Raw genomic sequence first — 17748 nt, 5'->3', positions numbered from 1 at the left:
TCCTGCATTCGGCCACCGTCCTCGCGTACAGCCGGACGTCCAGGCGACGGGCTCGCCCCTGCCTTCGATATACTCTTTAAGCCTAGGCGTTATTGCTATTTATTTTCGCCAAATACTGGCACTCGCTCTTGAACAGACCAATACTCCCGAAACCATAACGTCCCCTCTCCCCTCGCTTAACCACAACTAAGCGAGCTGCCAAATGTAGTAGCTGGCAACCACGTGGGTGCCCCCGCTGTCTGGGTGAAGTACGGCATGGGCACAGCACTGCGCCCTGGCATGTATGGTTACATCGAGGGCTTACTGCATCTGGTCAAATTAAAAAAGCATTGACCTGCTCGACATAAATACTCAAAGCCTTGAAACATTACCTACATGAGAACAACGGCGAGTGGCAGACATGACAGTCAACCTCAATAAGAAGATGGCCCCGTTTGGAAACGTCTATGAAAACAGACCAGGACAACCATCAGAATTACTGCAAGGCGTCTACTTTTCGATGTATGACTTTCGCTTTTATGACAGCAATGGCCATCATTTAAATGAGCGTTGGGAGGCCTACAGCACAAATAAATTTGAACTAAGCTTCGATTTTGGCGAATGCACCTCGCCCTCGGGTGAACATGTAACGATTGCAGGGCGCATTATCACCCCACTTTCTTTGAAGGCACTGATACAGCAACGTGAACCGGCAAGCACGGAAACAATCCAAGCGTATCAGGAAAAATGTTACGCCTGGATGACGGCGTGGGGGTTCAACACCAGCGATTCAATATTCAGCAAAGCCACGGCTATCGATTATGCTCTAATCAGTATTATTTGCGCTCCGGACATTCCGCTTGAACGCCAACGAGTCCAGCTTATTTTTTGGGTTGTCATTTTTCTATTCGATGACATCATGGATAACTTCGCCCACTTCAATGACGGGCAGCTGATCACCATCAAAAAAAATTATGAATGCACGGAAGTATTTTGCAATATTATGAAAGGCAGTATTTTAACTGTTGAAGACGTCACCATAGATCATACGTGCTACCCCTATTTTATACCGCTGTGCCATGCATTATTGGACTACAGGCAAGAAATAATAAACGCCACAGCGCCCTTGGGCGATGCGAACCATTTCATTGACTCCTGGGTCGTGTACATGCGCAGCGTCGTGTGGGGGACTGCGGACACTACTGCAGGTGACATCGAGCTTGGCAACACAGATTCAGGGTTTGCTACGAGGGCCTATTTCTTCAAACGCAGCATGACAATTGGAATAGTACCCAACTTTGAATTGATATGCCTGCTGCGGGGCTTTTCACTGCCAACTGACATTCGAGAAAACCCTCTGTTTTTATACTTAAACCATCATCTAAGCCTGTACACGTCATTTGTCAATGATGTCGTGTCCTTGAAGAAAGAGCTGATAAATGGAGAAACAGAAAATTTCGCCTTATTGTATCGAGATCACGGCACCCCCCAGCAGCACGTTAATGAGGCGGTCCGTCACTTAAACAACTTTGTCGTTGATTATAATGAAATTGCGAAAAGGCTATTGTTAATCTGGCCTGACGATGACAGCCTGCCAACGTACATCGCCTATGGAAGATGCTGGATGATTGCCCAGTGGCAATGGATGACGCTGATTAACAGGTATAACGTCCCACCCTTGGACTGCCATATTATTTTATAAGCGGCGTTTAATCAGCCGTGGAGTAGCAAAGCATTTTTGCGTCTCACCGTCACCAACCTCATCTTGAGCCTACCGCGCAACGAGGCGAACATCAGCGCTATTGCCTTCCAGCCGCTTGAGCTGCCGATGCTCAGCGCTGAAAAAATCCGCCGTAGAGCCTGCGGCGAACAGTTCAGGGGCGTGCGTTATGACCTCAACATGGCCAGCTTCGGTATGCCCGGCTTGAGCTTCATGACCCGCTACGTCAACGGCGCCGACATCAATGACACCCGAGGCGGTGCCATCGCCGCGAAAGCACGCTAGCTGAAAGTGCTGCACCTACTTATAAAGCAACCGATACAGCATAAACCTGGAAGAGCCGACCAGCGATAACACTGATCAACCGCTAGAACTCAAGAAACCTCATGGAATTGGCGAAAAATACTGTGCCGCGGACCTTGCTGAGCCCTGTCGAATCTTTGGATGATGCGCAAACAGCTATTCAATAAAAAACATGATCAATAATGAGTTTTAGTCTGTTGAAAGTACTTTGTACAAAACACTTAACATGTTTGGCCGATCAGTCTGAACATGGCTGATCAGCACAATCTCTCTGTCATACCGATCAATGCCTACCCGGTCCACAGCGCACTTATGGCCCCACTGTTCAAAGCCGGACCAGTACGGCACAAGGCTGACGCCAAGACCTTCGGTTACCAGCATGGCAATTGTCTCTAATGCGTCCAGATCCACCAGGGGCGTCGGCATCAAGCCATTGTCAGCCAAGTAACGCTCAGCATGTCGTCCGCCCCACGAATCTGGATCGTACCGAATGTATGAGTGGGTTTGCAGTTGAGTAAGGATACTGTCCGAGGACTTTTCCTTCGATAGGAAAACCAGCGGTTCCTTTCGTAGTGGCACCCTATGCAAAGCTTTTGGCAATTCAAAGGGCGGAGCTACCAATATGGCAGCGTCCAGTTCGCCTGAGAGAAGTGCTTGATACAACGAACGCGATGTTCCCGGCACGATGACCGGCTTGAGGCCTGGCGCTAACTCAGTCAGGGCCCGCAATGCTCCGGGTAGCAAGCCGGTCAGAACGGTCGAAATTGCGCCTATTCTCAACTGTCCCGTAAGCCCCTCCACGTCGGCGTCTCCCGCCAGTAGCGCTACCTCGCGAACGATGCGTTTAGCTCTGGCCAATAGACCAAGACAGGCTTCACTCGGCTTGGCTGCGTGTCCGACGCGAGACAGTAGTTCAAAGCCGAGTTGCCGTTCGAGTGCGAGAATTCGCTGACTCACCGCTGCTGCCGTCAGCCCTTCGACGCGCGCGGCATGAGCGATGGAACCGCATTCCACGACAGTGACGAGGCTTTTCAGATAACGCGTATCCATAAGAAATTCTTTTGATGGAAGTAAAAATTACATGCTATCTCTTTTCATAAAACCAGCACAAGCTTCGGCCGGTCCAGTCATTTACACCTTTCGGTGATTTTTAGGAGCAACCGATGCAGTCGATTTTTCATTTTGCGTATCACGTCCGCGACTTGGAGCTTTCCCGCCAGTTCTACTGCGATTTGCTGGGTTGTGAAGAAGGTCGTAGCACCGAAACATGGGTAGACATCAATTTTTTCGGGCATCAATTATCGTTGCACTTGGGCGAACCATTCTCTGTGAGTAATACAGGAAAGGTAGGCGACCATAGGGTGCCGATGCCCCATTTTGGCGTGATATTGAAAATGTCAGATTGGAGTGCTTTAAAAGACCGCCTGATCGAGGGCGACGTGAACTTTGTTCTCTCACCTAACCTCCGTTTCCCAAGAGAGCCCGGTGAACAGGCAACAATGTTCTTCCTCGACCCTGCCGGGAATCCTATCGAGATAAAAGGATTCGCTGATTTGGAATCAGTTTACGCAACTTGAACGTGTTCCTGACAGCGCAATACCCGTAACGGTCAACCTTAAAGAGGTGACTGAAGTTCAGATGCATTCACACGATTAATTCGTCGAGCGCTTGCGCGCATTCGACAACACTCAAGCGTCTGATAAAAACAATAACGCTCTACAAACTTGAGGTATTGGAATGAATGTTTTCAAACTCACTTGGGTTGCACTAACTGCAGCGTCCATGATTGGCGTCAGCAGTGCAGCTCTCGCAGGTTCCACGCTGGACGCCATTCAGAAGAAAGGTTTCATTCAATGCGGCGTCTCCGATGGGTTGCCAGGTTTCTCCGTTCCGGATTCTACGGGCAAGATTGTTGGTATAGACGCCGACGTCTGTCGTGCCGTAGCCGCAGCAGTTAGCTGAATACATAGGCGGGTTCTGTTGGGTGCTACTCGGCGAACACCCATTGGAGATGTAACGCGAAACTCAATCAGTTGGTTGTAAGACAGCCATTTAATCAGCCGTCGGGTTATCAGTGCCCCAAAGGAACGATATGCACAATTTTAGTAATTCTGATGCCACTGCCATTGCGAAATGGGTACGTTCCGATGTCGTGATCGCAGAGACGGTAGCTGACCATTTTCTTGAACGTGTCGAGTCGCGCGAGCCGAGCATAAACGCTTTCGTTTCTTTCGACCCCGACGGGGTGCGCACTCAAGCGGGTCAATTAACAACGACTAGCGAGAAAGGTCTCCTGGCAGGCGTTCCAGTGGGGATCAAGGATAACTATGACACCGTGGATCATCCCACCCGTTTTTACTCTTCTATCTATGATGACAACTGTCCATCGCGTGACGCGCATGTCGTCTCACTTCTGCGCCAGGCCGGAGCAGTCATTATGGGCAAGACCCACACCACCGAATTTGCTTACATGCATACCGGCCCTACCCACAATCCACATGATCTTGACAGAACCCCTGGAAGTTCCAGTGCCGGATCGGCAGCGGGGATGGCGGCTGGTTTTTTCCCGGTCGCTTTGGGGACGCAGACGGCCGGATCATTGATAAAACCCGCATCCTATTGTGGACTTTATGCCTTCAAGCCTTCGTATGGGTTGGTTTCTCTTGAGGGGATCAAACCATTAGCGCCAAGTTTCGACACCGTGGGTTGGTATGGCCGCTCCGTTCGTGACCTGGATCTGATGGCTCAAGTCTTGATTCCTGGTTTTCCGGAGCGCACTCATGAAAGCCATTTACGGTCGTTCGGCTTTTGTCGTACGGCCCGTTGGGATCAGGTGGACAAGGACGTAGCCAAATCACTGGAGGCCGCTGTAGAAGATCTGCGATCGGCAGGGCATCAAGTAAGCGAGGTACTGCTGCCCGAGGAATTTTCCGCTGTATTTGATGACCATCTGCTGATAAACGATTGCGAGGGAGCCCGATCACTCTCCCCGGAACTGCAAATGCATCCGGACAAACTGAGCATTGAACTGCTAGCCATGTTCGAGCGCGCTAGTCTGACAACCTGGGAGCAAGAGTCAGCGGCAAAAAGGCGTTTAGCCAAGTTGGCCCCCGTTTTGGAAGAGATATTCAAGCCTTTTGACGCAGTCTTAGGTGCGAGCTGTGGCATCGTCGCCCCGTTGGGCCTCGGAGCCACGGGACCTTCCGACTTCATCAAGTTTTGGATGGCATTTGGATTGCCGCAAGTCAATATCCCTCTCGCTCGGAAAACCGGGGCGCTTCCCGCAGGGCTTCAAATGATCGGAGGATTTAGAAACGACAGCACTCTGCTACACGCGGCTGAGCAGGTTGATGCAGTGCTGAGGGCGACCCGCTAATAGGTTGAGGCAGGTTGCGCCAGTTGCGGATGCGCGGCATTAGCGTGATGCCCAGCAGATGGGTGAATGTAAAAGCGATCTTCACCGTACTTGCGCCCCGGTGACGCTCAACCTGGAAAACCCGGATGCCCTCGCCGACGGCCTGGACAGGGTGCGCGGCGAAGCGCGGCCCATGCCGATGGAATACGCGCCGTCCAATGGCTTCGGCTTTGGTGGCGTGAATGCCGGCGTGCTGTTCCGCCGTTGGGTGTAACCCAAGGTTTGCCCCTGCCTTAGTTTTCGGGGACCATGGCGCCTTTCTGTTACAGCTAACCAGAGGCGCCCATGGCCAACCACGACCTGTCTTACACCCCCGATCCGGATGCCGACTCGATTTCTTCCGACGTCGTCGGCTTCAACGGCATCCTGGTCTCCACCCAGATCCCTACCCGCGCCGATGGCAGCCTGGAACTGGGCGACATCACCGTGCAAAGCGAATGCACCCTGCAAGCGCTGAAAGTCGCGCTGGAGAAAGCCGGCAGTTCCATGGACCGGGTTATGCATCTGACCATCTACCTCACCGACATGGCTGACCGTGCCGCGTTCAACGAGGTCTACAAGCGCTTTTTCGCCAAACCGTGGCCGGTTCGTGCGGCCTTGGGTGTGGCTGCACTGGCCGTGGAAGGCATGCGTGTAGAAGTCACTGCGATGGCGGCCAAGGCCTGAGTGTTCACCAGCAATACAGATCAAATGTGGGAGCTGGCTTGCCTGCTATGGCGGGCTGTCAGTCGATACTGCTTTGACCGATGTATCAGTCATCGCAGCATAGGTATTTACGCAACTCTTTAAGTTGAGCTTAGCCTGTGAGGGGTTAGGTGGATTGAGTACATATCCGTTGCTGCGGTAACGGCGGCTATTGGTTCCGCCCTTACGGCGGGTCACTTTTGGAAAAGAGCCCCAAAAGTAACCAAAAGGGCTCTTGCCCCACCACTCGGTGCCTCGCCTAGGCTCGGCATGCCCTCACTCCGGCTTGAATCCGTGGGCCGCCGCCATGGGCCATCCTTGGCCCATCGCGGCTAACCCGGCGTCCTGCCGGGTTACCCACGGATTCAAGCCTGCGTTCGGCCATCGTGGTTTAACGGGGCGCCTAAGATCAAGATCAAAAGCAAGATCAAAAGCAAAAGCAAAAGCACGGCAGTACACTCTCTGCCTGATTTACTGAGATCCCAATGTGGGAGCGGGCTTGCTCGCGAAGGCGGTGGGTCAGTTACACATGAGCTGGCTGACCCACCGCCTTCGCGAGCAAGCCCGCTCCCACAATTTTGACCGAGTTTGGCTGCCAGCACTGCAGTGCTCTGCTTTTCTGTGGGAGCTGGCTTGCCTGCGATGCAGGCACCTCGGTCCATCAAGTACACCGAGTTGATGCCATCGCAGGCAAGCCAGCTCCCACATTAGATTGAGTTCAGTTTCAAATATCAGGTCGGCTGTCAGGCCGCCTCAGTTTTGCTTTTGATCTAACCACTCAGGTCGGCTACTAGGCCGCCGTGCTCTTGCTTTTGATCTTGATCTGAGGCGCCCCGTTAAACCACGCTGGCCGAACGCAGGCTTTGGAGCGGGGGTAAACCGGCAGGACGCCGGTTTAGCCGCCATGGGCCAAGGATGGCCCATGGCGGCGGCCCCCGCTCCAAAGCCGGAGTGAGGGCACACCGAGCCTAAGCGAGGTGCCGAGTGGTGGGGCAAGAGCCCTTTTGGTTACTTTTGGGGCTCTTTTCCAAAAGTGACCCGCCGTAAGGGCGGAACCCATAGCAGCCGTTACCCAAATAACGGATATGTACCCAGCACCCCCGCGACAACCAAAGAATTCAGCCCATAAAAAGATGTGCAGATACCTATGCTGCGATAGCATCAACCGGCTATCCCTGACGTACCGAGGTGCCTGCATCGCAGCAGTGCGGCGATTCGACAAGCCAGCTCCCACACTGTATCGGCGTCGCCTTCGCGCATTCGGCCTGATAGCCCTGTGGTAGATGCCGGTCAGGCATTTCAGAGCTACAATGCACGCCTCGACCGTGACAAGCCTGACTAAAAAAACTATGTCCTTGCCCAAGCATCACCTGGAATTGCTCAGCCCTGCCCGCGATGTCGCCATCGCGCGCGAGGCTATCTTGCATGGCGCCGACGCCATCTACATCGGCGGCCCGAGCTTCGGCGCCCGCCACAATGCGTGTAACGAGGTGAGCGATATCGCTCAACTGGTCGAATTCGCCCATCGTTACCACGCCCGTGTGTTCACCACCATCAACACCATCCTGCATGACAACGAGCTGGAACCTGCACGCAAGCTGATTCATCAGCTGTACGACGCCGGTGTCGATGCGTTGATCGTGCAAGACCTGGGCGTGATGGAGCTGGATATTCCGCCGATCGAGCTGCACGCCAGTACCCAGACCGATATCCGTACCCTGGGCCGTGCCAAGTTTCTCGACCAGGCCGGTTTCTCGCAGTTGGTCTTGGCCCGTGAGCTGAACCTGCAAGAAATCCGCGCCATCGCTGATGAAACCGATGCCGCCATCGAGTTCTTTATCCACGGTGCCCTGTGCGTGGCGTTCTCCGGGCAGTGCAATATCTCCCACGCGCAGAATGGCCGCAGCGCCAACCGTGGCGACTGCTCCCAGGCCTGCCGCCTGCCGTACACCTTGAAAGATGATCAAGGCCGCGTCGTGGCCTTTGAAAAACACCTGCTGTCGATGAAAGACAACAACCAGAGCGCCAACATTCGCGCGCTGGTCGAAGCCGGTGTGCGCTCGTTCAAGATCGAAGGCCGCTACAAGGACATGGGCTATGTGAAGAACATCACCGCCTATTACCGCCAGCGCCTCGACGACGTGCTCGAAGACCGCCCGGACCTGGCCCGCGCTTCGAGCGGCCGTACCGCGCATTTCTTCCTGCCCGACCCGGAAAAAACCTTCCACCGTGGTAGCACCGACTACTTTGTCAGCGACCGCAAGATCGACATCGGCGCGTTCGACACGCCAACCTTCACCGGCCTGCCGGTGGGTGTGGTGGAAAAAGCTGGCAAGCGCGACTTGCAGGTCGTCACTCATGAGCCGCTGTCCAACGGCGACGGCCTCAATGTGCTGGTCAAACGCGAAGTGGTGGGTTTCCGCGCCAACATTGCAGAACCCAAAGGCGAGTTCGAAGAAGACGGCGAGAAGCGTTACCGCTACCGCGTCGAACCGAACGAGATGCCGGCCGGCCTGCATCAACTGCGCCCGAACCATCCGCTGAATCGCAACCTGGACCATAACTGGCAACAGGCCCTGCTCAAGACCTCGGCCGAACGCCGTATCGGCCTGGCCTGGGTGGCACGCCTGCGTGAAGATCAGTTGGTGGTAACCGCGATCAGCGAAGAAGGGATCAGCGCCAGCGTCACCCTGCCCGGCCCGTTCGGTGTGGCCAACAAGCCGGAACAGGCGCTGGACACCTTGCGCGATCTGCTTGGCCAACTCGGCACCACCGAGTATCACGCCACGAACATCGAGCTGGACGCGCCGCAAGCGTTCTTCATCCCCAACTCGCAGCTCAAGGCATTGCGCCGTGAAGTGATCGAAGCGCTGACCACTGCGCGGGTCGCGGCTCACCCGCGCGGTGGGCGCAAGGCCGAGACCTCGCCGCCGCCGGTGTACCCGGAAGCGCACTTGTCGTTCCTCGCCAACGTCTACAACCAGAAAGCCCGTGACTTCTATTACCGTCACGGCGTGAAGCTGATCGACGCGGCCTTCGAAGCCCACGAAGAAACCGGCGAAGTGCCGGTGATGATCACCAAGCACTGTCTGCGGTTCTCGTTCAACCTGTGCCCTAAACAGGCCAAGGGTGTGACCGGCGTGAAGACCAAGGTGGCGCCGATGCAGCTGATTCACGGCGATGAAGTACTGACCCTGAAGTTCGACTGCAAACCGTGCGAAATGCACGTGGTGGGCAAGATCAAGGGGCATATCCTGGGCTTGCCACAGCCAGGCAGCGGCGTGGGCCATTTTGACCCAGAAAATATCATCTTTCAGGGCACGCACTAGCCCTTGGGGAGCGGGGCCACCACCAGCCCCGCTGCAACCCCGCTGCCGCCAGCAGAATCGCCGCAACCCCCAGCCATTGCAGCCAACCCAGGCGATGCCCAAAGGCAATCCAGTCGACAAAAATCGCCGCAATCGGGTAGATGAACGACAGCGCGCCGGTAATGGCCGTCGGCAGTTTCTGGATCGCCCCGTACAACAACACATACATCAAACCGGTGTGCACCACGCCCAACGTGACCAGCGCAGCCCAGGCATGGGGCGCTGCAGGCAAGCTGTTCCAAGGCACTAACGGCGCCAGCAACAATGCGCCCGTAATCACTTGAATCAACGCCATCAAGTGCGGCGGCACTGCCTTCAGGCGCTTGATGATCAGCGCCGCAATCGCATACAAAAACGCCGCGCCCAGGGCCAGGGCGATACCCGCCAGATAATCCCCGCCACCGCTCTGCTGCTCGCCATGGGCGGTGACAATCGCCAACATGCCTAGGAACGCCACGCTCAACCAGGCCAGTTTTTGCAGCGTGATCTTTTCCCCGAGAAACACCGCCGCCAGCACCACCAACATGAACGGCTGCACGTTGTACACCGCCGTACTGATCGCGATGGAAGCACGGGAATAGGATTCGAACAGCAGCAACCAGTTGCCCACAATGGCCACGCCACTGAGCATCGCCAGCCCAAGCTTGGCCCAGCTGAGCAGGTCCAGCCGCAGGTAGCCCAGCAGCGCACACACCAGCAACAGCGTCAGCGCGCCGATCACACAGCGCCAGAACACCACTTCGATCACCGACACACCCGACACCAGCACAAACCAACCAATGGTGCCCGAGATCAGCATGGCGGCGACCATTTCCCACGACCCGCGACGAATAGATGTGTCCACGATGGAAGCTCCTCAAGTGAGGCTCAATTATGGCAATCTGCTGGTCAGCGGCTCCAGCGACTAAAAAAGGCAAAACCTCGAAATCACCTTTTCTTATTAGGCACACGGCATGATTGACACTATCGACCAGAAACTGATCGCAGCTTTGATGGATGACTCGCGTCTGTCGCTCAAGGCCCTGGCGGGTATCACCGGGCTGTCTTCGCCCAGCGTCGGCGAACGCCTGCGCCGCCTGGAAGAACGCGGCGTGCTGACGCACTACACGGTCGATATCGACCCCAAGCACTTCGGCTACCTGCTGCAGGCCATCGTGCGCATCCGCCCCTTGCCGGGCAAGTTGCAGGAAGTGGAGCGCCAGATCCAGGCGATTCCCGAATTCACCGAGTGCGACAAGGTCACCGGCGAGGACTGTTTTATCGCGCGGCTGCACGTGCGCACCATGGACCATCTGGACACGTTGCTCGACCGGATCAACGCCTATGCCGAAACCAACACCGCTATCGTCAAGAAAACCCCGGTTAAACGCCGATTGCCGCCGCTGGTTGATGAGTGATCCTGTGTCACTAACGCAATGACCGGATCGCTATTGTGTCAGGGACGACCTCGCTGGACCGCGTACTGCGCCGGTTGGCCAGTCATACGGCTTGATCTACTGTGGCGAACGGGCTTGCCACAACAAGCACGCTAGCCACAGTAGAAGCGGCAGTTTCTCAAGCCAGCAGCGTCTTCGCCGCCGTCAACAACCCTTGGAACTTGCGATACCGGGCTTGCAACACCGGCTGCTGAGCCAGGTCAGGCCAATACCTGGCCTTGACCGGCATCCCTGCCTCCAGCAGATGCGCCCCCTCGCCAATCGCCAGAAACCCAAGTTTCGCCGCGCCAATACACGCACTCAGTTCACTGCCCTGCAAGGTGAAAATCTCCCGCTGCAGAATGTTCGCCAGTAACTGCGCCCAGTACTCGCTACGCGCCCCGCCGCCCACCAATGCACACGCGCCCACGCTGGCACCCGCAGATTGCACGGCGCGCAAGGCATCCAGCAAGCCAAACCCTACGCCTTCCATCACCGCATAACCGAGCATTGCCGGTGTGCAGTCATGGCCCAGGCTCATAAAACCGCCGCGCAGCAAAGGGTCGTTATGCGGCGTGCGTTCACCGGCGAGGTACGGTAGAAACAATGGCGTATCCAATGGCACCGGTTGGCCGATCGGCAACTGTACCTGCACTTGGTCCAGTAACGTTTGCTCATCCGGCATGCCGGTCAGCCGCGTCACCCAACGCAAGCAACTGGCGCCGGCGAGCATCGCGCCCATGGTGTACCAGCGGTTGGGCAATGCGTGACAGAAACTGTGCACCGCACTGGCCGGGTTGCCGGCGGCGTGATCGGTGATCGCAACAATGGCCGCGCTGGTGCCCAGGGTGATGAAGCCGTCACCGGCATTGATCGCGCCGATGCCGACGGCGGCGACCGGGTTATCGCCGCCGCCACCGGCAATCACCACGGCGGGCGACAGGCCCAGCCCGGCTGCCGTCACGCGCCCTGCCACCGCGCCACCTTCCACTAGCTGGGGCATCTGCGCAGGTGCAAGCCCGGTGGCGCGTACCATCGGGGTAAACCATTGACGGTGCGCCACATCCAGCCACAGTGTGCCGGCGGCATCGGACATGTCGCTGATGCGCTCACCACTCAAGCGCAAGCGCAGGTAATCCTTGGGCGACAGAATGCAATCAATCGCCTGGAACACCTCGGGCTCATGCTGTTGCAGCCACAGCAGTTTCGGCGCGGTCAGCCCGGCCATCGGCAAGCTACCGGTGACCTCGGCAAAGCCTGGGCCGAGTTGTTGCGCTTGGGCGACAGCGCGCGAGTCGTCCCACAGGATGGCCGGGTACAACACGCGGTTGTCATCCCCGAGCAACACCGCCCCGTGCATCTGCCCAGACAATCCAATGCATGCCACACGACTGAAAGCCTCATGTGTGCGCAACTGGTCGAGCGCCTGCAAGCAAGCCTGCCACCAATCTTGCGGCGCCTGTTCAGACCAGCCGCTATGGCGCCGGGAAACACTCAGGCGCACACCGGTATGGGCCAACACGGCGCCGCTGGCGTCCATCAGGATCGCCTTGAGTTCCGACGTGCCCAGATCAATACCGAGGGAAACAGGACTGCTCATACGTGGTTCATTCCGATCAAATACAGCCACATGAATTACGGTATTGCAGGCTCGGCGCCAGGCGCACGCTGTGTACCGGCGCGGCTGGCGTGGCCATGCGTTGCAGCAGCATTTGTACCGCGCGCGCGCCCAGCTCCTTGACCGGTTGAGCAATCAAGGTCAGGCGCGGCACGAAAAAATCCGCCCAGTCAAAATCATCAAAGCCCACCAGGGCGATCTGCCTCGGCACCTCAATCTGCGCGTCACGCAGGGCGTGCATGGCGCCCAGCGTCATCAGGTTATTGCCTGCCATGATCGCCGTCGGCGGTGCTGCCAAGGCCAGCAACTGCGCAGTCGCGGCCCGTGCCGGTTCACTGCTGGAGCCGCCGTTGACCAGCAACTGCGGGTCAAACACCAAACCAGCCGCCTGTAAGGCAGCCCTATAACCCGCCACGCGTTCATCGGTCGTGCCAAGCCCCGCACGCCCGGCAATAAAGCCAATACGCCGGTGCCCGTGCTCAATCAAGTGCGCGATCAGGGCCTGGGTCGACTGGGTATTCTCCACCCCGATCTGGTCAAACTGCGCGCTCATCATGCGGTCCACCAGTACCGTCGGCACTTGATTGGCCTGCAAATATTCCAGAGCCTTCGTGCCGGTGGACGGTGCCAGCAGAATCCCATCGACGCGCCGATGATGCAGCGCTGTGACCACCCGCAGCTCCTGCTCCGGGTCGTCGTGGGGCTCGACAAACAGCATCATGTAACCGTGCTTGGCGCATTCAGTTTCAATCGCGTGCACGGTTTCACTGAAGTAATGGTTGGACAGCGCCGAGATCGCCACGCCTATCGTGCTGGTGCTCGAACGGGCGAGCGAGCGCGCCAGGGTATTGGGGATGTAACCCAACTCGGCGATCGCGCGCTGTACCGCCTGCACCGTGGCCGGGCTGACCTTGCGCGTGCCGTTCAACACGTGGGACACAGTCGACGTCGACACACCCGCCCTGCTTGCCACGTCATCCATGGTGACCACGACGCTTTCCTCTTCAGTGAATCAATGTTTACTCGACCAGCCGCTGTAAGTAGCCACGTTGTCGCGGGTGATCAGTTTTGGCGTAAGCAGGATAACCGCTTCGGCCGGGGCTTTGTCATTGAGCAAGTCATTGCCCACATTCACCGCTGTCTGCGCCATGGCCCACGGGTCCTGGCTGGCAGAGGCCTGGATTTGCGTGTCAGTCTTCAGTGCATTCTCGATATCCGGCGCACCGTCCACCGAGGTGATGAGGATGGCGCTGCGTTTGAGCTGCTTGGCCGCCAAATCACTGCCAATCGCTTGCGGGTCGTTGATCGCAAACAGGCCGTCGATTTTCGGGAAGCGCGTGAGGTAGCCCTGCATCACGTTCAGGCCGCCTTCGCGCGAGCCTTTGCCGTCCTGGTCATCGGACAGCACCTTGATGTCTGGCGCCGAAGCCAATGCAGCCTTGCAACCTTTGACGCGGTCCGTCACGGCGGTGACTTGCGGGCCATTCTGAATGATCACATTGCCCTTGCCCGCCAGCTTGTCCACCAGGAACTGGCAGGCCAGCTTGCCGGCTTCAACGTTGTCGGTTTGCACCGTGGCATTCACGCCTTTGGCGTCCACATCCACGGCCACCACGACGATGCCGGCACTGCGGGCTTTCTTGATCGCCGAGGCCATGGCCGATGGGTCGACGGCGTTGAGCAGGATCAGGTCAACCTTGGACGAAATGAAATTGTCGATCTGCGAAAATTGCTTGCTCAAGTCATAGTCGGCCGACACCGAGGTCACCTTGACGTTGGGGTTCAGCTCTTTGGCTCGTGCAGTGGCGCCGTCGGCCAGGGTCACGAAATACGGGTTGCCGAGCGAGCCCATGCTAATGCCCAGGGCTTTGAGTTCACGGGCTTGCACGGCGTTTGACATCAAGGCAGCCAAGGCAATAACGGGAAACAGGCGTTTAAGGTTCATGCGGGTCTCTCTTGTGATTGTTGTAGGAGTGAACTCAGGTGCGCGCACCGGACTGGCGATAGCGATCCAGCGCCACCGCGCCGATGATCACGATGCCCTTGATGATGTACTGCCAGATGTCCGACACGCCCAGCAGCACCAGGCCGTTGGTAAGTACCGCGATAATCAGCGCGCCGATCAGCGTGCCGCCAATGGTGCCGACGCCGCCGGTAAAACTGGTGCCGCCCAGGATCACCGCGGCAATCGCATCCAGCTCATAGGATTGCCCCAGTTGCAGGCCGTTGGCCGCGAACAGGCGCGAAGCGCTCATCACCGCGCCAAGCCCGGCCAATGCACCGGACATGGCGTAGACGAACAGCAAGACTTTCCACACCTTGATCCCCGACAGCCGCGCCGCCTCGGGGTTGCCGCCCACTGAGTAGATCTGCACGCCCATGACGGTACGGCGCAGGATGAACCACGACAGCACCACCACCGCCACCGCGATGATCACCAGCCACGGCACGCCGAGCACCGAGTCATTGCCGATAAACGCAAACGGCAGGTCGGGGTTGAACACGGTCTTGTCATCCGCCAACAAGCGCGCCAGGCCACGCATGGCGGTCAGTGCACCGAGGGTGACGATAAACGGTGGCAAGCGCATGAAGGCGATCAACCCGCCATTGACCAGGCCCAGCAACAGGCCGAAACCGATGCCGGCAGCAATCCCGAACATGCCGAACTGTGGCGACATCGAGGCCTGCAACGCGACCACAGCGGACGCCGCGAGAATCGCGCCGACGGACAGGTCAATGCCCGCCGTCAGAATCACAAAGGTCATGCCCGCCGCCAGCACCACATTCACCGAGGCTTGCTGGGTGATGATCGACAGGTTCTGCACGGTGAGAAAGTTCTCACTGGCCAGGGCAAACCCCACCAGCAGCAACACCAGCACCGGCAACATGCCAACGGTGCGCATCAGCTCACGAACGCGCTCCGCTTTGCCGACGGGCGCGAGGGTCAGTGTGTTGTTGTTTGAATCAGCCATGGGCAGCCACCTGATCGCCACCAGTGGCGAGGTCAATAATGCGTTCTTGGGAGATGGCGTGGCCCGAAGCCCCGCCGACTTCGGCCACCAACTGGCCTTCGCGCATGATCAGCACGCGGTCGCACGTGCCGATGATTTCCGGCAGCTCGCTGGAGATCACCACAATGCCAACGCCCGCCAGCGCCAGTTGGTTGATGATGCGGTAGATCTCGGACTTGGAGCCGATGTCCACGCCCCGCGTCGGTTCGTCGAGGATCAGCACATGCGGCTTGACCTCCAGCAGCCGTGCTAACAGCACTTTCTGCTGGTTGCCGCCGCTCAAGGCGCCGACATTGACCTTGCCCGATGCCACCCGAATCGACAGCGACTTGATCGCGTCATTTGAACGCTGCGCGGCATGGCCGCGATCCAGCACGCCACCGGCATGCGCGTCCGGCACACAGGCGCACACGTTGATGTTATCGGCCACGCTCATGTCCAGGAACAGGCCCTGGGCCTTGCGGTCTTCAGTGAGGTAAACCACGCCCGCACGAATCGCGTCCGCCGGGTTACGCAGTTGGGTGACGGTTTTGCCGACCACTTCAAGGGTGCCGGAGGTGCGCGGGTCGGCGGCGAAGATCAGCCGCGCCAGCTCCGTGCGCCCTGCCCCGACCAACCCGGCAATGCCCAATACTTCACCGGCGTGCAGGTCGAAGCTGCAATTGCGCACGCGCTTGCCATCGGCCATGTCACGCACGCGCATCACCACGTTGCCGGGGTTATAGGCGGCGTGTTCCTTCTTGTAGAAACCGGAGAGGTCGCGGCCCACCATCATTTTCACCAGCACTTCGGCCGACAACGCGTCGCGGGTCAGCTCGCCGATGTACTGGCCGTCGCGCAGCACCGAGACCCGGTCCGACAACTCATAGATCTCAGCCATGCGGTGGCTGATGTAGATAATCGCCAGGCCCTGGCTGCGCAGGTGCTTGATCAACGCAAACAGGCGGTCGGTCTCACGCGATGACAGTGGCGTGGTCGGCTCGTCCATTACCAGGATCCTGGCGTGGGCATGCAGCGCGCGGGCGATTTCGACCAACTGGCGCTCGGCAATCGACAGGCTGCTCACCGGCGTGGTGGGTTTGAACTCGGCGCCCAGGCGTTGCAGCACCTCGACGCAGCCGGCTTGCATGCCCTTGCGGTCGATGGTCCAGCCGCGCCGCAGTTCGCGGCCCAGGTAGATGTTCTCGGCCACGCTGAGGTTCGGGCACAGGCTCAGTTCCTGGTAGATCACGGCGATGCCGAGGGTCTTGGCGGTGGCGGGGTCGAAGGTGGCGACGAGCTGGCCGTCGATGCGGATTTCACCGCCGGGGTCGGCCTGGTAAGCGCCGGAGAGGATTTTCATCAGGGTCGATTTGCCGGCGCCGTTCTCCCCCATCAACGCGTGAATTTCACCGGGGTAGACCTTCAGACCGACATTCTTGAGCACGCGCAAACCGTTGAAGGTTTTGCTGATGCCCTGCATCTCAAGCAAGGGTTCAAGGCTCATGGATGAGCTCCTGGCATTATTATTTTTGTAGGCGAGTGCCGCCGACTCTATGCCAGATACATTTGCTTACGCAAGCGCTTGCGTGTGCCGTTTATCGTTTGGTTAAACGTTTCATCAAGCGCAGAAGTGATAAATCTCTGTTGGCTGAAAGCTCGCGCGCAAGCTTTCAGCCATCAACGTTTTCAGCGCCCGTAACGCTTGGGCAGCATGCGCACCAGGGTGTTGTCATGCACCCAGTAATGGTGGAACAACCCAGCGGCCGCATGCAGGCCGATCAACCAATACCCGGTGCTGCCCAGCCACTCATGCCAGTGTTTGAATTGCTTGGCCAGGTCCGGGTCCGGTGCTACCAACGTCGGCAACGCAAACTCAAAATACGGCACCGGCTTGCCGGCAGCGTTGAGCATCAGCCAGGCCAACAACGGCGTCACAATCATCAAGCCATACAGCGCACAGTGCATCAGGTGCGACGCGGCCGTCTGCCACAGAGGCGGACGGGGCAGGATCGCCGGACGGGGCGCCAGACGCCCCAGTAAGCGCAGCCACACCAGCACGAAAATCGCGATCCCGAAGAGCGAGTGAGCCCCCAGGAACAGTCCCTTGAGCGCGTTGCCTCGCGGCAGCAGGCCTTTGATTTCAATGCAGGTATACACGCCGACAAACAGCGCCAGCATCAGCCAGTGCAGGGTCATCGAGAGTCTCGCGTAGCGCGGTGTCAGCGGATTTTGAGTCATGGGGTACAAACCTTC

The 17748-nt window shown here is 57.9% G+C and carries 14 protein-coding genes and 3 pseudogenes; 9 read left to right on the top strand and 8 right to left on the bottom strand.

Features of this window, described 5'->3' with window-relative positions; genetic code table 11:
- The first annotated feature begins 400 nt into the window (after positions 1-400).
- Complete coding sequence (locus K0P33_RS15740) at positions 401-1681, top strand: terpene synthase family protein (protein WP_242149349.1); 1281 nt, start codon at positions 401-403, stop codon at positions 1679-1681.
- 162 nt (positions 1682-1843) lie between these two features.
- Positions 1844-1954 (top strand): annotated as a pseudogene (locus K0P33_RS15735) (OprD family outer membrane porin); the annotation flags it as partial.
- Positions 1955-2191: 237 nt separating this feature from the next.
- Here the strand turns inward: K0P33_RS15735 and K0P33_RS15730 are convergent.
- A complete protein-coding gene (locus K0P33_RS15730) occupies positions 2192-3052 on the bottom strand; it encodes a LysR family transcriptional regulator (protein ID WP_242149346.1) in 861 nt (286 codons plus the stop codon).
- A gap of 113 nt (positions 3053-3165) precedes the next feature.
- Between K0P33_RS15730 and K0P33_RS15725 the strand changes: the two genes are divergently transcribed.
- From K0P33_RS15725 to K0P33_RS15700, 6 genes and pseudogenes are all read left to right on the top strand, one after another.
- Complete coding sequence (locus K0P33_RS15725) at positions 3166-3579, top strand: VOC family protein (RefSeq protein WP_094953848.1); 414 nt, start codon at positions 3166-3168, stop codon at positions 3577-3579.
- Between the two features lie 205 nt (positions 3580-3784).
- Positions 3785-3958, top strand: a pseudogene (locus K0P33_RS15720) (amino acid ABC transporter substrate-binding protein); the annotation flags it as partial.
- Positions 3959-4094: 136 nt separating this feature from the next.
- Positions 4095-5378: an amidase gene (locus tag K0P33_RS15715; protein WP_242149343.1), complete on the top strand. Its 1284-nt coding sequence runs from the start codon at positions 4095-4097 to the stop codon at positions 5376-5378.
- Positions 5379-5472: 94 nt separating this feature from the next.
- Positions 5473-5631, top strand: a pseudogene (locus K0P33_RS15710) (beta-ketoacyl-ACP synthase II); the annotation flags it as partial.
- Positions 5632-5702: 71 nt separating this feature from the next.
- Positions 5703-6083, top strand: coding sequence for a RidA family protein (locus tag K0P33_RS15705; protein WP_094953846.1), 381 nt, complete (start codon positions 5703-5705; stop codon positions 6081-6083).
- Between the two features lie 1367 nt (positions 6084-7450).
- Positions 7451-9430, top strand: a complete 1980-nt coding sequence (locus tag K0P33_RS15700; RefSeq protein ID WP_242149339.1) for a U32 family peptidase — start codon at positions 7451-7453, stop codon at positions 9428-9430.
- On the opposite strand, the gene K0P33_RS15695 is transcribed toward K0P33_RS15700, so the two are convergent.
- Positions 9408-10313: a DMT family transporter gene (locus tag K0P33_RS15695; protein WP_242149336.1), complete on the bottom strand. Its 906-nt coding sequence runs from the start codon at positions 10311-10313 to the stop codon at positions 9408-9410. The two genes, K0P33_RS15700 and K0P33_RS15695, sit on opposite strands and share 23 nt — an antisense overlap.
- Before the next feature lie 109 nt (positions 10314-10422).
- On the opposite strand from K0P33_RS15695, the gene K0P33_RS15690 reads away from it, so the two are divergent.
- Complete coding sequence (locus K0P33_RS15690) at positions 10423-10866, top strand: Lrp/AsnC family transcriptional regulator (RefSeq protein ID WP_094950531.1); 444 nt, start codon at positions 10423-10425, stop codon at positions 10864-10866.
- A 157-nt stretch (positions 10867-11023) separates the two neighbouring features.
- On the opposite strand, the gene xylB is transcribed toward K0P33_RS15690, so the two are convergent.
- The 6 genes from xylB to K0P33_RS15660 form a co-directional block, all read right to left on the bottom strand.
- Entirely contained in the window at positions 11024-12484 is a 1461-nt protein-coding gene (xylB, locus tag K0P33_RS15685) for a xylulokinase (protein WP_242149333.1), read from the bottom strand.
- 16 nt (positions 12485-12500) lie between these two features.
- The gene (locus tag K0P33_RS15680; RefSeq protein ID WP_242149331.1) at positions 12501-13493 is read right to left on the bottom strand and encodes a LacI family DNA-binding transcriptional regulator; all 993 of its coding nucleotides are present in this window, start codon (positions 13491-13493) and stop codon (positions 12501-12503) included.
- A gap of 21 nt (positions 13494-13514) precedes the next feature.
- Positions 13515-14447: an ABC transporter substrate-binding protein gene (locus K0P33_RS15675; protein WP_094950534.1), complete on the bottom strand. Its 933-nt coding sequence runs from the start codon at positions 14445-14447 to the stop codon at positions 13515-13517.
- A 34-nt stretch (positions 14448-14481) separates the two neighbouring features.
- Positions 14482-15474 carry a ribose ABC transporter permease gene (locus tag K0P33_RS15670; RefSeq protein WP_094950535.1) on the bottom strand — a complete coding sequence of 331 codons (993 nt, stop codon included), beginning with the start codon at positions 15472-15474 and terminating at the stop codon, positions 14482-14484.
- Entirely contained in the window at positions 15467-16999 is a 1533-nt protein-coding gene (locus K0P33_RS15665) for a sugar ABC transporter ATP-binding protein (RefSeq protein WP_094950536.1), read from the bottom strand. Before K0P33_RS15665 ends, K0P33_RS15670 begins: the two co-directional genes overlap by 8 nt.
- A 182-nt stretch (positions 17000-17181) precedes the next feature.
- The gene (locus K0P33_RS15660; RefSeq protein WP_094950537.1) at positions 17182-17733 is read right to left on the bottom strand and encodes a cytochrome b; all 552 of its coding nucleotides are present in this window, start codon (positions 17731-17733) and stop codon (positions 17182-17184) included.
- Between the last annotated feature and the right edge of the window lie 15 nt (positions 17734-17748).

The organism is Pseudomonas sp. ArH3a (genome assembly GCF_022648765.1).
Lineage (GTDB): Bacteria > Pseudomonadota > Gammaproteobacteria > Pseudomonadales > Pseudomonadaceae > Aquipseudomonas.
This window is presented reverse-complemented; position numbering and strand designations above follow the sequence as displayed.

Excerpts from the sequence above, each read along its gene's own strand:
- K0P33_RS15690 (WP_094950531.1), top strand. The coding sequence starts at position 10,423 with ATGATTGACACTATCGACCAGAAACTGATCGCAGCTTTGATGGATGAC.
- K0P33_RS15660 (WP_094950537.1), bottom strand. The coding sequence starts at position 17,733 with ATGACTCAAAATCCGCTGACACCGCGCTACGCGAGACTCTCGATGACC.
- K0P33_RS15705 (WP_094953846.1), top strand. The coding sequence starts at position 5,703 with ATGGCCAACCACGACCTGTCTTACACCCCCGATCCGGATGCCGACTCG.
- K0P33_RS15665 (WP_094950536.1), bottom strand. The coding sequence starts at position 16,999 with ATGAGCCTTGAACCCTTGCTTGAGATGCAGGGCATCAGCAAAACCTTC.
- K0P33_RS15670 (WP_094950535.1), bottom strand. The coding sequence starts at position 15,474 with ATGGCTGATTCAAACAACAACACACTGACCCTCGCGCCCGTCGGCAAA.
- K0P33_RS15700 (WP_242149339.1), top strand. The coding sequence starts at position 7,451 with ATGTCCTTGCCCAAGCATCACCTGGAATTGCTCAGCCCTGCCCGCGAT.
- K0P33_RS15715 (WP_242149343.1), top strand. The coding sequence starts at position 4,095 with ATGCACAATTTTAGTAATTCTGATGCCACTGCCATTGCGAAATGGGTA.
- xylB (WP_242149333.1), bottom strand. The coding sequence starts at position 12,484 with ATGAGCAGTCCTGTTTCCCTCGGTATTGATCTGGGCACGTCGGAACTC.
- K0P33_RS15725 (WP_094953848.1), top strand. The coding sequence starts at position 3,166 with ATGCAGTCGATTTTTCATTTTGCGTATCACGTCCGCGACTTGGAGCTT.
- K0P33_RS15730 (WP_242149346.1), bottom strand. The coding sequence starts at position 3,052 with ATGGATACGCGTTATCTGAAAAGCCTCGTCACTGTCGTGGAATGCGGT.
- K0P33_RS15740 (WP_242149349.1), top strand. The coding sequence starts at position 401 with ATGACAGTCAACCTCAATAAGAAGATGGCCCCGTTTGGAAACGTCTAT.
- K0P33_RS15675 (WP_094950534.1), bottom strand. The coding sequence starts at position 14,447 with ATGAACCTTAAACGCCTGTTTCCCGTTATTGCCTTGGCTGCCTTGATG.